Genomic DNA, 14,327 nt, shown 5'->3' with positions numbered 1-14,327 from the left:
CGCCGCCCAAACCCACAAGACGCTTCACCGTCTCAACCGACGCCGAAACACGAGGCTCCTGGGCGGAACCTTCCTTCAAAACAGCGATACGCATGGCAATACTCACGAAGTAACGATCAGCAGCAGCACCAGAAGGGCGAGCAGGCCGCCGACGATGGCCGGCTTGCCGTTCTCGGAAGCGAGGCCGATGGCGGTGGCCACCAGGATGGCGAGCGTCGCCAGGGTGAACAGCCCCCAGTGCCCGTTCACGCCGCCGATCGCCAGCGCGATCATCAGGCTGCAAAGCGAGAGCGTGCCCACCAGGGTCAGCTTCACGAAGAAGCCGTAGGTGCCCTCATGTTCGGCATAATCGTTGCCGGTGGCGGTGGCGTATTCCGGCGCTCCGTGGTCAGCCATGCGACCCCCTCCTAATGGATAATGTCAGCCATCGTCCGCTTTAGCGGAACTCGTCCCTTGCGGCAACGCCGCGAAGCCCGATGGGCGCGGCCGCGTCAAGGCGTCGCGCGCGGCGAAGCGTCCGTCAGGCCACCGCCTCGCCGGACGCCTCCGCCCCCTGCTCCGCCGGCACCGCGGCAATGGCGGCGAGCGCCCCGGCGACCGCATCGCGGTGATCGGTCAATGCCTTGTAGGCGAGCTGCGCCGGATCGAGGCCGAGGATCTGCTCGCGCAGGCTGGCGGCCAGCTCGCGCCCCTGCGGGTGGCGGCGGAACGCCTCGAACGGATCGACATGGATGCGCACCGTGAACAGCAGGTCGCCGCTGACCGGCAGCCGGCGCAGCGTCTGCCGCTCCACCCGCACGAAGGCGGAGGCGTCGAGATGGGCGGGATCGTCGAACCAGCCGCGCGGACGCTCCTTGGATTCGGGATGGTGCATCTCGTCGTCGGGATAGATCGACCAGTTCACCCGCCAGACCGGCTGCTCGACCTTGAGGTTGTCGAAGATGCGGTTCATCACCCGCGCCATCTTGTCGGGATAGCCGGGCACGGCGGCATGCAGGCCGTCGAGCGACTGGCCGAACTTCTCCGCCAGCGACCAGGCGGAGGGAAAGCACAGCACCGCCGCCACCAGCCGGTAGCCCTGCGGGCCGGGGGTGAGCAGCAGCAGGTCGTCGGAGAGGATGCGGCCGGCAAGCGCGAAGGGCGGCTCGCTGTCGTCGTCGAGGTCGACGGTGACGCCGGCCGGGACCACCGTGAGACGGCGGCCGTCGAGCCGGTAATCCTGCGGGAAACGCTCCGTCAGATGGGCGACGAGCAGCTCCAGCACCTCGCGCTGGGCGGCGCGGGTGCCCGGCTCCTCGCGCAGCACGACGTCGCGCTTGCCGACCATGAGCTCGGCACGCTCGGCGAGCCGGGCGGCGAGGCGCGGATCCGGCTCGATCCATTCGGCGAGGTCGAGCGGGGCGAGCGCGATGGAAAACGGCTTGCGCGAGCCGTCGAACGGCGTGTGGGCGAAGGTTTCGGCGGCGGAGGCGGACATGAAGGCTTCCCGGCGATGACGCTTCTTTGTCGGCCAGTGACCGCCTCGCCGGCAAGCCTAAAATGCAAGCACGCCCCCGCCGGCGACGCCCCGGCCGGACCGCCGGGCCCCGCGCGAGATGCCCGCGCGAGGCCGGCCGCCTCAGCCTTCCATCGCCTCCAGCTCGCCGATCATGCGGTCGATGAGGTTGAGGCCGGTCTGCCAGAAGGCCGGGTCGCGCGCATCGAGGCCGAAGGGCTTCAGGAGCTCGGAGTGATGCTTGGTGCCGCCCGCCGCCAGCATGGCGAGATAGCGCTCGGCAAAGCCCTCGGCGGCGTTCTCGTAGACCGCGTAGAGCGAGTTCACCAGGCAATCACCGAAGGCGTAGGCATAGACATAGAAGGGCGAATGGATGAAGTGGCCGATATAGACCCAGTAGTTCTCGTAGCCCGGGCCGAGATGGATGCCCTCGCCGAGGCTGGTCGCCTGCACGTCCATCCAGATCTCGCAGATGCGCTCGGCGGTGAGCTCGCCGGACTTGCGCTCGGTGTGGATGCGCCGCTCGAAGGTATAGAAGGCGATCTGGCGGACCACCGTGTTGATCATGTCCTCGACCTTCGAGGCCAGCATCGCCTTGCGCGCCGCCTTGTCGGGGGCGGCGTCGAGCAGCTTGCGGAAGGTGAGCATCTCGCCGAACACCGAGGCGGTCTCGGCGAGGGTGAGCGGCGTCGGCGCCATCAGCGCGCCATTGGGGCCGGCCAGCACCTGGTGCACGCCGTGGCCGAGCTCATGGGCGAGCGTCATCACGTCGCGCGGCTTGCCCATGTAGTTGAGCAGCACATAGGGATGCACCGAGGGCACGGTAGGGTGGGCGAAGGCGCCCGTCGCCTTGCCCGGCCGCACGCCGGCGTCGATCCAGCTCTTGTCGAAGAAGTCGCGGGCGATGTCGGCCATGCGCGGGGAAAAGGCGGAATAGGCGCCGAGCACCGTGTCGCGCGCCTCGTCCCAGGCGATGGCCTTGGTCTCGACCTTGGGCAGCGGCGCGTTGCGGTCCCAATATTCCAGCTTGTCCTTGCCGAACCACTTGGCCTTCAGCTTGTAGTAGCGGTGCGACAGCCGCGGATAGGCCGCATGCACCGAGGAGACCAGCGCGTCGACCACCTCGCGCTCGACGCGGTTGGCGAGGTGGCGGGAATCCGCGATGTCCTCGAAACCGCGCCAGCGATCGGAGATGTCCTTGTCCTTGGCGAGCGTGTTGGTGATCAGCGTGAACAGCCGCAGATTCTCGCCGAACACCTTGGCGAGCGCCTCGGCGCCGGCCTTGCGCCGGGCCTCCTCCGGCTCGGCGAGATAGTTCAGCGTCGGCTCGAGCGGCAGGCTCCGGCCCTCCACCTCGAATCGCAGCCCGGCGATGGTCTCGTCGAACAGCCGGTTCCAGCCGCCGCGCGAGGTGACGCCCTTCTCGTGGAACAGCTGCTCGATGCGGTCCTCGAGCTGGTAGGGCTTCTCGGCGCGCACATCGTCGATCCAGGGCCGGAAATGGCCGAAGGCGGGATCGGCCAGCGCGGCCTCCATCTTCGCGTCGTCGAGCCGGTTGAGCTCCAGCGAGAAGAACAGCAGGTGGGTGGAGGCCTCGGTGAGCTTCTCCTGCACGTCGCCATAGAACTTGGCGCGCACCGAATCGGTGGTGTCGCCGGAATAGACCAGGCCGGCATAGGAATAGAGCCGGCCGAGCAGTTCCTCGACGCCCTCGTAACGCTTCAGCGCCCTGGCCATCTCGCCGCCGGCATCGGCGCCGTCGAGCAGGGCGGCGAGCCGCCCCTTATAGGCCTGCTCGAATTCGTCGCATTCGGACCGGGCACGCTCCAGATCCGCCTTCAGCTCCGGCGAGTCCATGCCGGGATAGAGATCGGAGAGATCCCATTGCGGCAGCTTGCCGAGCGCGGCGCCCCCTTCCGAGGCGGGAGACAGGGCGGGAAGGCGGGTCTGGCGGGGGAACATGGCGACTCCGACGGGACATTGCTTTCAGGGAGCAGTGATATCGTGCCGAAGCGGGCGCGATCAATGCGCGGCGCACGCGGTCTTGATCATCCCCTTGATCGGCTTCCGGCGGCAGCCCATGGTGACGCGGCACCGCCGCCGCTCGCACCGACAGGGGTTTTCGATGATCCGCGCCGCCGCCTTCCTTCTCGCGCAGGCCGTGGCGCTGGCGGGCATGTTGGCAGGCATGCTGGCCTTGGCGCCGCCGGCCGCGGAGGCGGCACCCAGGCGTCTCATCATCGTGCGCCATGGCGAGAAGGCCGGGCCGCTCGCCCTGTGCAGCACCGGCAAGGAGCGGGCACGGGCGCTGGCGGCGCAGTATCTTTCGCCGTCGAACCCGAGGAGCCTGATCGCCGGCGACCCGCCGGCGGCTTTCCTGGTGATGACGCTGCACACGCTGGAAACCGCGCGGCCGATCCTCGCCGCCTGGGGGATGAAGCCGGTGGCGCCGCCGATCGCCTATGAGCCGATCCGCAACACCCGCCCCTTCAATGCCAGGCTGAACAAGGTGAACCAGGCGGTGGTGCGCGACCTGATGGACAATCCGCGCTGGCACGGCAAGACGGTGGTGATGGTGTGGGAGCATTTCCATATCGCCAGCGCGGCACTGGAAGCCGAGTTTCCCGGCGAGAAGGCGACGCTGCGGCAATTGCTGCGACTGGCCGAGATCAAGCCCTGGAACATCGTGAACGCGCCGAACGGCCGGCCCAGCCTGTGGCCGGGCACGGTGCCCGTCACCTGGCCGGATTCGAACTTCAACTTCTTCTGGATACTGGATTATGACCGGCCGGACGCCGAGGTGCCGGCGCGCCTGAAAGTGGTGCGGCAGGACTTCGCGCCGCCCTATGCCGGGCTTCCCTCGAACGACTGGGGGACGAAGGAGCCGCTGCCCGCCGGTTCCGGCTGCACCTGATCCCTCGTCCCCGCATCGTCCTCGCAGACGCCGGGAAGCAAGCGCCCTCCTCAATCGAAGGTGCGCTTCACCTTCTGGCCCGGCGAATTGTAGCCCTTGTACAGCGGGGCGAAGATCGGCTCGAACAGGCCGTTATGGCTGTTCTGGCGGACCTGCTGGCGACGCACGCGCTCACGCTCGCGCACCTCCTTCTGCTCCTCGCTGCCGATGGCCGGCAACGGACCGACCGCGGTGGTCGTGGCATATACCTTCACGGTCGTGACGACCGGCAGGGCAACCATGGCGGCGAGTGCAGCAATGACAAGCTTCCTCGAAATCATCAGCACCTCCCGATGAGTATTGAATTGTTCCTTCAATGCGGGAGCGGCGTTTTAGTTTCATCGAGGCGCATGATAACCGCATGGCGGCCGGACTGATCTTCGCACGGGCGGGCGAGGACGCCTCCTCGCGCGGGCCGCCGCATGCCGGGCCGGTTTTCAATGACAGCGTTGGGCGACCGCCGCTCGCCATCTGCGGGACGGGTCCGGGTCGGGCTGAACGATCGGGGCGATCAGGTTCGGAATGGTGGGCGCGACAGGGATTGAACCTGTGACCCCCTCGATGTCAACGAGGTGCTCTCCCGCTGAGCTACGCGCCCATTCCGTCCGGGATGCCGGGGCGACCCGGCGGGCACCCCTATAACCACAAGCCGCGCGCCGCGCAAGCGCCCCGCGCGCGGCGGGGGGCAACGGCCTGGGGACGGCGGCGCGATCCCGGGCGAGCGACGCGACCTCAGGCCGCCGGCATCAGGCCGCCAGCATCTTGCCGACCTCGTTGACGAGATCGCGCAGATGGAAGGGCTTCGACAGGATCTTCGCATCCTTCGGCGCCTGGCTGTCGGCATTGAGCGCCACCGCCGCGAAACCGGTGATGAACATCACCTTGATGTCCGGGTCGAGCTCGGTCGCCTTGCGGGCGAGCTCGATGCCGTCCATCTCCGGCATCACGATATCGGTCAGCAGCAACTCGAACGGCTCCTCGCGCAACCGATCATAGGCCGAGCGGCCATTGTCGAACGATATGACCGAATAGCCGGCATTCTGCAGCGCCTTCACCAGGAAGCGGCGCATGTCGTTGTCGTCTTCGGCCAGCAGGATCTTCAGCATCGACGTCACCTCGGATTCGGGAGCGCGCCTCGGGCACGGGTCGCTCGCCGGAACACTCTCCGCATGTTTCGCCTATCGGGTACCGTGCCGGCTGTTAGCACATCGTGAATCCACGCGGCTGTGAACGATACGTGCTTTCTGAAACATTGCCGACCGTTCCACCGGCATCATGCGCGTGTTAGACAGATAGATGACAGGCGCGCCGCTCCAGAGCGCGCCGCAGAGGGAAGCCGGCGGACGGGCATATGGCGATCATATCGGAGACGATAGATCCGGCCTTCGAGGTCGTGGAGCCCAATCCTTTCGCCGCGCCGTTCCTGTTCAATTCCCCCCATAGCGGCGTCATCTACCCGCGCGCCTTTCTCGACCAGGTGCGGCTCGACATGCCGACGCTGCGGCGCTCGGAGGACACGCTGGTCGACGAGCTGATTCGCCCGGTCACCGGGCTCGGCATGGCGTTCATGCGCGCGCATTTCCCGCGCTGCTATCTCGACGTGAACCGCGAACCCTACGAGCTCGACCCGCGCATGTTCGAGGGGCGGCTGCCGCCCTACGCCAATACGCGCTCCATGCGGGTGTCGGGAGGGCTCGGCACCATCGCCCGCGTGGTCGGCGAGCAGCAGGAAATCTATGGCCGGCGCATCCCCGTCGATGAGGCGATGACCCGCATCGAGGCCTATTACAAGCCCTATCATCGCGCGCTGCGCCAGCAGATGGTGCAGATGCAGCGCGGCTTCGGCATCGCGGTGCTGGTCGACTGCCACTCCATGCCCTCCGGCGGCGGACGCGACGAGCGGGCCCGCGTCGACATGGTGATCGGCGACCGCTACGGCACCAGCTGCGCGGGATCGATCCCGGACTGCATCGAAGGCGAGCTGCGGCGCCTCGGCTATTCGGTGGTGCGCAACAAGCCCTATGCCGGCGGCTTCATCACCGAGCATTACGGCAACCCGATCTCCGGCATGCACGCCGTCCAGATCGAGATCAACCGTGCGCTTTACATGAACGAACGCACCTATGAGCGCAGCCCGCAGTTCGACAATGTGCAGCGCGACCTCATCGCGGTGGCCCGCGCCTTGACGGCGATTCCGCACCTCGAACTGGCCGCCGCGCGCGCCGCGGCGGAATAAGTCTGCGCCTGCAAAGGCTTGCGTCGGAGATGACGATTTTTTATCGCACGACGCAAAACGCCGCAGAACAGCCTTGCATTTTGGGAATGAGAGATATACGAATTCTGCACGCTCGGTTCCGGCGGAGCGCTCCCCCATCCCGCTTCGGGATTTTCAGTACCACGACGGCGACGCCGTGGCCGGGGGCGCGATGCGGAAACGGCTAGCCCTTCTTCCGGGTGTCGCGAGACATCATGCCGAGGGTATCGACCGGAAAGCGGCGAGACGGCGAAGAGCCGCCACGCACCGGATCGAGACCGGAGGCACAAAAGAAAGAGGCCGCTCACGCGAACGAGAGCGGCCCAAGTCTAGGGAGGAAACGCCCAAGGAGGGCTGCACGGAGCGACGCCAATCGCTGCGTGCGAGACAGAAGATGGATGCGCATTGCGAATTAATCAAGGCGGCACGCAGCATTTTCTGGCATACCAGATACAACCAAATGACAGGTGTGGCTGATTTGTCGCGGTAGGTACGTCCTCGCCATGGCGGGATATGCGTGCCGCGCACGTCGGAGCGATGGCCGGAACGGCGACGAACCGTTCCGGCCTTTTGTTTTGCGCCCGCGTGACGCCGGGCGGGCGGGACGACGCGCACCTCCTGCCGGAGCGAAGCGGGAGTCACTCGCGCCGCGTACCGGGGTGCAGCAGGACGTCGCCGGGGAGACCGCCCTCGCGCGACGCGGAAGCCTGTCCGAGCGGCAGGCAGCGACCACCGGGCGCAGGCGCCCCCGGATGCTGACGCCATTCTGCTCCGCAAGGATGCCGGTGACGGTGCCCTACCCAAGACAGCGCGGCAGTGCAGGAGGAGCGGCTATATCCCGAGCTTGGGTGAGGCCGCTGCCGGCGCGAGCCGGAACCACCGGCGCCACGTACCGGGGTGCAGCAGGAAGCAACTGGGAAACCGCCTTGCGCCACGCGGAAGCCTGTCGGAACGGCAGGCATCGACCACCGGGCGCTGGCGCCCCGGATGCTGGCGCCATCCTGCCTCGCGGCGATGACGGGGCTCGCCCGTGCCCTGGACCGCGCGGAAGTGCAGGAGGAGCGGCCATATCCCGAGCTTGGGCGAGACCGCTGCGGGAGCGGGCCGGAACCACCGCCGCCACGTACCGGAGGGCAGCAGGAAGCCGTCGGGAAACCGCCTCCGCCACGCTGGGATCTCCCCGGGCGATGAGCAACGGCCGCCGGGCGATCGGCACCGACCGTCGGGCGATGGGCAACGACCGTCGAGCGCTGGCCTTACCGCCGGGCAGCAACGCCGACGCCGGACGAAGAAGAAGATATCCCCGGAGCGGCAGGCGCCATCCTGTTCCCCCGGTATGACGAAGGCGTCGTCCGGCACCAGCACAGCACGGAAGGGTGGGAGGCGTGGCCACATATCGTGGCCCGATCCCGTGTCCGGGCGAGGCCGATAGAGGGCCCCACGGCCTCGTCTTCCACAGAATGGCTGCCCGCTACATGCTCCGCGCAATGACGACATCGCCATAGCGACCGCTGCGCCGGCCTAGGGTGCGGACTCGACTGAGCCAGTAAGCACAGGCTGCTGCGATGAGGGCACCGGAGAGGCCGTTGCTGGCGGGTTTGCCGTCGCGTGTAGCGACGCGCCCGAAATCCTCGAGCCTGCCCCACATGCGCTCGACGCGGCGGCGATCCTTGCAGGCCCTGATGTCGCGGGAGGATTGCGGTCTCACGAGAGGTGGTGGAGGGAATGACGGCCTTGATGCCTCGCCGGCAGGCGGCAGGCGGCAGGCGGCAGGCGGCAGGCGGCAGGCGGCAGGCGGCAGGCGGCAGGCGGAAATGATGAGCGTCATGCTCCCTGTCTGCGAGCAGGCGGCGGAACGGGCCGACGGCCTGGACCAGAGCCTCGGCCATGCCGATGTCGTTTATGCCGCCGGCGCCGAGCGGCAGCGCGCGGGCGTCCGCACGCGTCGACCAGGCCATGCAGCCCGGTCGTGCGGCCACCGCGGGAGCGACCTGTGGCTTGGGCGAATCTCCCTTTTGCGCCCGCCACCGAGAGGGCGCCTTGACGTGGACGGCGTCAGTCGCCGCTCCATCGAAAATGCCGCCATGACCGGCCAGAGCCTCGGACATCTTCAGCTGGAGCCCGTGTCGGCTCCACCGGTTGAAGCGTGTGCAGCCCGAACTCGGGCGGACAATCCCGCCGGCGCGTGCCGCTCTTCAGCATGTGGACGATGCCGGAGATCACCCGGCGGTCGTCAACCCGGTGGGCGCTCTTGCGACCACGCGGCAGCAGCGGCTCGATACGCGCCCGTGCTCGGTCCAGCCGAGGCTGTTCCCCTGCCCTGCCGCGAAACACGGGAGATGAGCGCGGGCATCCGGCCACGGCGCATGTCGCCGCAGCCACCGTCGCAGCCACCGCTATCACCACCGCCGTCATCACCGCCATCGCAGGGCGGCTCGGCGCGCCTATCGGCCCGCACGTCAATCCATCGAGGGCGAGACCGACGCTTGATGCCGCCAGCAGGGCGGCGGATCATGGCGTGAAATGCGGAGGTTGCCGGGGAGCGGTGCCGGCGCGAGCGAGCCGAGCCGGGGCCGCCGCCATGAGGGCCGCGCAGCGATCGGGGAGGTACGCCCCTCATCCGGCCCGAGATGCCCGGACGCCCAAAAAAGAAAGGGCCGCGTCCCGGAGGAGCGGCCCAAGTCTAGGGAGGAAACGCCCAAGGAGGGCGACGGCAACGCAACGCCAATCACGTTGCCGCACCGCAATAATATGCAGGAGATAGGCGCCTGACGCAAGGGGCAAACGAAAGAAACGAAAGGCGCCAGCCGCGCTTCACGCGCAAGTGACGAAAAACGCGCCCGGAGCGCGCCTCATCCGCGCAGCGTTTTTAACCGACCGCCTCGCACCCGCCCCGGTCCTGCAGAACGCGGGAACGCCCCGGCGCCGATGGCGCAGGCCGCGGCCCGATATGCGCGAATTCGTCAGGAAATGTTTTTAAATCAAAGCCCTGGACAAAAGAAAGGGGCCGCTCACGTTGCCGGAGCGGCCCAAGTCTAGGGAGGAAACGCCCAAGGAGGGCGGCAGCAAGGCAACGCCAATCGCCCTGCCGCATTGCAATAATATGGCAGGTCCTCCCCCCGCTGGCAATCGGCGAAGCTGCCTAATTGTTCATCTTGCCGGAATGGCAGCCATGCGACTGCCGCAGAGCTCCGGACCCCCTTCCCGGCGGAGCGCCATGAGGTACGCTCATCGTTACCTTGCGTCCGGCCCGTGCGGGAGGCCGCTTCGCCGCCATTGCCGGCCGGCAGCGCGGCCGATATGGAAAGGCGCCGCGCCGAGCGGCATCGGCGGGACCAGAACGGAGTGCAGCCCATGGGCGCGGTGGATTTCGAAGCCTTCGTACACGAGCTCGCCACCGTGTCCGGCCAGGTCATCCTGCCGTTCTTCCGCACGGCGCTCGGCGTCGAGGACAAGAACAAGGGCTCCGCCTTCGATCCCGTCACCGCCGCCGACCGCGGCGCCGAGCAGGCGATGCGCAACCTCATCCGCAAGACCTTCCCGCTGCACGGCGTGCGCGGCGAGGAATATGGCAACGAGAATCTCGACGCCGAATATGTGTGGATCCTCGACCCGATCGACGGCACCAAATCCTTCATCGCCGGCCTGCCGGCCTGGGGCACGCTGATCGGCCTCGCCCGCCACGGCGCGCCGGTCTACGGCATGATGCACCAGCCCTTCGTCGGCGAGCGGTTCTTCGGCGACGGCGTGGTGGCCCGCTATCGCGGCCCGGCCGGGCCGCGCAGCCTGTCCGTGCGCCCCTGCGCCAGCCTCGGCGAGGCCCTGCTGATGACCACCAGCCCCCGGCTGATGCAGGAGGCCGATCGCGCCCGCTATGCCGAGGTGGAGCGGCAGGTGCGGCTGCCGCGCTATGGCGGCGACTGCTATGCCTATTGCATGATCGCCGCCGGCCATGTCGACCTCGTCATCGAGACCGAGCTGCAGGACTACGACATCGCCGCGCTCATCCCCATCGTCGAGGGCGCCGGCGGCATCATCACCGATTGGGAAGGCAACCCGGCGACCGGCGGCGGGCGCATCGTCGCCGCCGGCGACCGGCGCGTGCATGAGCAGGCGCTGAAGGTGCTGGCGGAGGGCTGAGCCCCCTCCCCGCTCAGGCCCGCCCGCTCACGCCGCCGCGGCGGCGCTGCCGGGAATGAAGGCGTCGAAGGCGGCGAGGAAGGGCTGGCGGAACTCGTCCCGTTCCTGCAGCAACTCGTGCCGCGCGCCCGGCAACACCAGATGCGAACCGGCGATGAGGCGGCTGCCCAGCCGCTCGATCGCCGGCGTCGACACCACCTTGTCGGCACCGGCCCCGACCATCAGCAGCGGCTGGCGGATGACGCGGGCGGTGGCGGGATCGGTGAGCCGGTCCATCTGGTCGAAGGCGGACTTCACCCAGCCGATGGTCGGCGGGCCGACATCGAGCACCGGGTGCTCGACGCTGATGGCGAGATTGCGGGCGAAGCGCACCGGATCCGAGGTGAGGCGGTTGCCCTCGAAGATCAGCTCGCCGGCGCGCAGGCGGCCATTATGCGGCACATAGACCCGCGAGAGCCCGGCAGCGCTCAGCACCCGCGCCGTGCGCCGCGCCGTCCGCTCGTGCCGCACCATGGCGAGATCGAGCATCGGCGTCGACAGCACCATGCGGTCGAACCAGCGCTTGTCGAGGCGGGCGGATTCGAGCAGGATCGCGGCGCCCATGGAATGGGCAAGCGCGTAATAGGGCGCCGGGCAATGCGGCAGCACGATCTCGCGCATGAAGGCCTCGAGATCGAGCTGATAATCCGCGAAGGTGCTCACATGCCCCTTCATCGGGTTGCGCAGCAGCCGCTCCGACCCGCCCTGGCCGCGCCAATCGAGCACCGCCACCGCGAAGCCGCGGCCGCGCAGATCCTCGGCGGTCTCGAAATACTTCTCGATCTTCTCGGTACGCCCCGGAAACACGCACACCGTGCCGCGCGAACGCCGGGCGGCGCGCCAATAGGCATAGCGCAGCGACACGCCGTCGGACGTGCGCAGCATGCCGCTCTCGGCGCTGTCGGGTACGGGATTGTCGGGAGTGCTGAAGAGTTGCATTTCGGGGGTGGGACGGACCTTCGCGGAAAATGGAAGCGGTGAGTAGCGAAAACCGTGCCGAATCACAAGCCGGCAAAGGCTTTCACGGGGCTTCCGTGACAGTTTCGTGATCACGTTCCGCAGCGTCCGGCTTCAATAGCGCCGGTCGCCGAAGCCGATCACCTTCATGCCGCTGATGGCGCCGGAGGCGGCATCCACGACCACCCGCACCCGCTCGCCGCGCGGGCCGTTGGCCTCCAAGAGGATGGTCGGGCCGCGCTGGCGCAGCACCGACACGTCGGAGAAGCCGCGGGCCTGCAGCATCTGAGCCGCCGCCGCGCCGTCGAGACCGCCGCCCGCCGGCGGCGTTTCATAGGGCGCATAGGGACCGGGCGGCGGGCCGCCGCGCCCATAGGGCGCCGCCCACGGCCCACCGGAGGGACCGATGCTCTGAGCGGCGGCCGGCATCCGCGCGTCGATCACCGCCCCCGCCGGCAGAACCAGCAGAACCGCCAACAGCACGCGCAGCATCGCCATCACCGCCCGACCTCCCGATCACGGCCACATCGATCACCCATCCCCACCGAAACGCAAGATAGGGCCGCCGAACTGAATTGCCGCCGAGCCCGCCGTTCATCTGTCGTTCATCTTCGCCGCCGGGCCGCCGCCCGGCATGGCCCGGGACGATGCGGCGATCGCCCCTTGCGAAGCCGGGAGGCCTTCCCATCTCCAGATGGTGCCGGCCAATCGGCGGCACATGAGGGACCCGGCTCAGCCGAGAGGGTCCGCAACCCCGCATGTCGCTTCACAGGAGGATATGCCATGCGTACGTTCGATCTTTCCCCGCTCTATCGTTCGACCGTCGGTTTCGACCGGCTGTTCTCGCTGCTCGACCAGGTCGGCGGTGTCGATGCCGGCACCTACCCGCCGTATAATATCGAGCGCACCGGCGAGAATGCCTATCGCATCACCGTGGCGGTCGCCGGCTTCACCGACCAGGACCTCTTCATCGACGTGAAGGAGGGCACGCTCTCCATCCGCGGCGAGCGCAAGGCCGACGAAGCCGGCAAGTCGGGCGAGGTGCTCTACCAGGGCATCGCCGCACGCGCCTTCGAGCGCCGCTTCCAGCTGGCCGATCATGTCGAGGTACGTGGTGCCTCGCTTGCCAACGGCCTGCTCCATGTCGACCTCGTGCGCGAGGTCCCGGAGAAGCTGAAGCCCCGCTCGATCGCCATCACCACCGGCGCGGCCCCGCAGGCCGCCCCCAAGGTGATCGACGCCAAGGTCGCCGCGTAACCCGCGAACCGTCACCGACGTGACGATGGAGGCGCCCCGGGAGACCGGGGCGCTTTTTTGTTGGCGCATTCGCTGGACGGCGGGCCCCTCCCGTAAAGGCGGGCCCCCTCAGTTGACCGGCGGCTTGGGCGTCGGCTTCGGCGGCTCGTCGACCTCGCGCACCAGCACCGAGGCGGTGCCGGCCGGTACTTCCGCCGCACCGGCACCGGCGCCGGTTGAAACGCCGGCGCGGGCCTCCAGCACGTTGGGCGCCCTGCCGGGCGGCTCGGCAGCGGGGGCGCTGGCGGCAGGCGCCGCGACGGATGGTGTCGAGGCGGCGGGCGTGGCGGCGGCGGGCGGGCCGCTCTCCGGGCGGGTGGCATTGGACGGGGTCGCCACGCCGGGAATGACGCGCACCGGCGTGCCGCCCGGCGTTTCCGCGGGCCGGGCCTCGCCAGACGTCCCGGCGGGCGCCGCCGGCGACACCGCGGCGACGGAAGGCTGGGGCGCGACCGGCGCCGCGCCGCCGGCCGCCGGCGCCATCGGGGACGGCGCCATGGCGGACGGTGCGGGATCGACCGGCCGCTGCTCGCCGGCCGGCGTCGAGGCCCCGGCCTCGGGCAGGCTGGCGGAAAGCGGGGCATGCGGCGAGCCCGGCAGCGGCGGCTTCTTCGGCGGCAGTACGTTGGTCAGCGGCATCGGCGCGCGCTCGCCCGCGGGCGAACCCGATACCGCCGGGCCGATGGGACGCATCGACACCACGGTGCCGGAATAGGCGCTCACCCGCACCTGCACGCGACGGCCCATCGCATCGGTGGCCTCGCTCACATAGAACTGCCCCTCGGTGCGCGGGCGCGAGATGTTGCGCAGCCCCATGGAACTCAGCATCGGCCGCATGTCGGCGCGCGGCATCACCGGCGGGGAATAGGGACGCACCACGGGCGGGCGGTAGATCGGCGGCGGATAGCCCGGCGGCGGCGCATAGCGGGGCGCCGGCACGTAGCCGGGCGGCGGCGCATAGGGACGGTAATAGACCTGCGCCTGCGCCGGCAGCACGGCGCCGGCGGCGAGCACCACGGCGAGCGCCGGCAGGGCGAGGGCGTGTCGGACCAGTTTCGGGGCGGGCAGCTTGGACATCGAACCGCGTTCCAGGAGAAAACAGCTGGCCAGGAAAAACAGCTGGCGGCCAGCTGCAAATCAGGGGCTTTACCGATCGTGAACCATGAAAGCCGCCGAATGCGGCGACGCTGAGA

Annotated in this window: 12 protein-coding genes and 1 tRNA gene; 4 read left to right on the top strand and 9 right to left on the bottom strand. The window is 68.8% G+C overall.

Annotated elements, in window-relative coordinates:
• Window positions 1-102: 102 nt before the first annotated feature.
• From KHC19_RS20425 to KHC19_RS20415, 3 genes are all read right to left on the bottom strand, one after another.
• Entirely contained in the window at window positions 103-396 is a 294-nt protein-coding gene (locus KHC19_RS20425; protein ID WP_213355118.1) for an aa3-type cytochrome c oxidase subunit IV, read from the bottom strand.
• A gap of 124 nt (window positions 397-520) precedes the next feature.
• A complete protein-coding gene (locus KHC19_RS20420; RefSeq protein WP_213355117.1) occupies window positions 521-1,477 on the bottom strand; it encodes a heme-dependent oxidative N-demethylase family protein in 957 nt (318 codons plus the stop codon).
• Window positions 1,478-1,618: 141 nt separating this feature from the next.
• On the bottom strand, window positions 1,619-3,457 hold the full coding sequence (locus tag KHC19_RS20415) for a M3 family oligoendopeptidase (RefSeq protein ID WP_213355116.1): 1,839 nt from the start codon (window positions 3,455-3,457) through the stop codon (window positions 1,619-1,621).
• Window positions 3,458-3,620: 163 nt separating this feature from the next.
• Between KHC19_RS20415 and KHC19_RS20410 the strand changes: the two genes are divergently transcribed.
• Window positions 3,621-4,409 carry a histidine phosphatase family protein gene (locus tag KHC19_RS20410; RefSeq protein ID WP_213355115.1) on the top strand — a complete coding sequence of 263 codons (789 nt, stop codon included), beginning with the start codon at window positions 3,621-3,623 and terminating at the stop codon, window positions 4,407-4,409.
• Between the two features lie 50 nt (window positions 4,410-4,459).
• Here KHC19_RS20410 and KHC19_RS20405 read toward each other — a convergent pair whose 3' ends face one another.
• From KHC19_RS20405 to cpdR, 3 genes are all read right to left on the bottom strand, one after another.
• The gene (locus KHC19_RS20405; protein WP_213355114.1) at window positions 4,460-4,729 is read right to left on the bottom strand and encodes a hypothetical protein; all 270 of its coding nucleotides are present in this window, start codon (window positions 4,727-4,729) and stop codon (window positions 4,460-4,462) included.
• 242 nt (window positions 4,730-4,971) lie between these two features.
• Window positions 4,972-5,046, bottom strand: a tRNA-Val gene (locus KHC19_RS20400).
• Between the two features lie 148 nt (window positions 5,047-5,194).
• The gene (cpdR, locus tag KHC19_RS20395) at window positions 5,195-5,554 is read right to left on the bottom strand and encodes a cell cycle two-component system response regulator CpdR (protein ID WP_213355113.1); all 360 of its coding nucleotides are present in this window, start codon (window positions 5,552-5,554) and stop codon (window positions 5,195-5,197) included.
• Between the two features lie 245 nt (window positions 5,555-5,799).
• Between cpdR and KHC19_RS20390 the strand changes: the two genes are divergently transcribed.
• Window positions 5,800-6,684 carry an N-formylglutamate amidohydrolase gene (locus KHC19_RS20390; protein ID WP_213355111.1) on the top strand — a complete coding sequence of 295 codons (885 nt, stop codon included), beginning with the start codon at window positions 5,800-5,802 and terminating at the stop codon, window positions 6,682-6,684.
• Window positions 6,685-10,056: 3,372 nt separating this feature from the next.
• A complete protein-coding gene (gene hisN, locus KHC19_RS20385) occupies window positions 10,057-10,842 on the top strand; it encodes a histidinol-phosphatase (RefSeq protein ID WP_213355109.1) in 786 nt (261 codons plus the stop codon).
• A gap of 27 nt (window positions 10,843-10,869) precedes the next feature.
• Here the strand turns inward: hisN and KHC19_RS20380 are convergent, their stop codons facing one another.
• Window positions 10,870-11,820 (bottom strand): alpha/beta fold hydrolase, encoded by a 951-nt coding sequence (locus KHC19_RS20380; protein ID WP_213355105.1) that lies wholly within the window; start codon window positions 11,818-11,820, stop codon window positions 10,870-10,872.
• Between the two features lie 132 nt (window positions 11,821-11,952).
• Window positions 11,953-12,336, bottom strand: a complete 384-nt coding sequence (locus tag KHC19_RS20375; RefSeq protein ID WP_246549208.1) for a hypothetical protein — start codon at window positions 12,334-12,336, stop codon at window positions 11,953-11,955.
• A 285-nt stretch (window positions 12,337-12,621) separates the two neighbouring features.
• On the opposite strand from KHC19_RS20375, the gene KHC19_RS20370 reads away from it, so the two are divergent.
• Window positions 12,622-13,095, top strand: a complete 474-nt coding sequence (locus KHC19_RS20370) for an Hsp20 family protein (RefSeq protein WP_213355103.1) — start codon at window positions 12,622-12,624, stop codon at window positions 13,093-13,095.
• Window positions 13,096-13,203: 108 nt separating this feature from the next.
• Here the strand turns inward: KHC19_RS20370 and KHC19_RS20365 are convergent, their stop codons facing one another.
• Window positions 13,204-14,211: a hypothetical protein gene (locus KHC19_RS20365; RefSeq protein WP_213355102.1), complete on the bottom strand. Its 1,008-nt coding sequence runs from the start codon at window positions 14,209-14,211 to the stop codon at window positions 13,204-13,206.
• Window positions 14,212-14,327: the final 116 nt, after the last annotated feature.

Origin of the sequence: Ancylobacter oerskovii (genome assembly GCF_018390555.1) — a bacterium.
GTDB lineage: Bacteria > Pseudomonadota > Alphaproteobacteria > Rhizobiales > Xanthobacteraceae > Ancylobacter > Ancylobacter oerskovii.
Note: the sequence above shows the minus strand (reverse complement) of the source record. Positions and strands in the feature narration are given on the sequence as shown.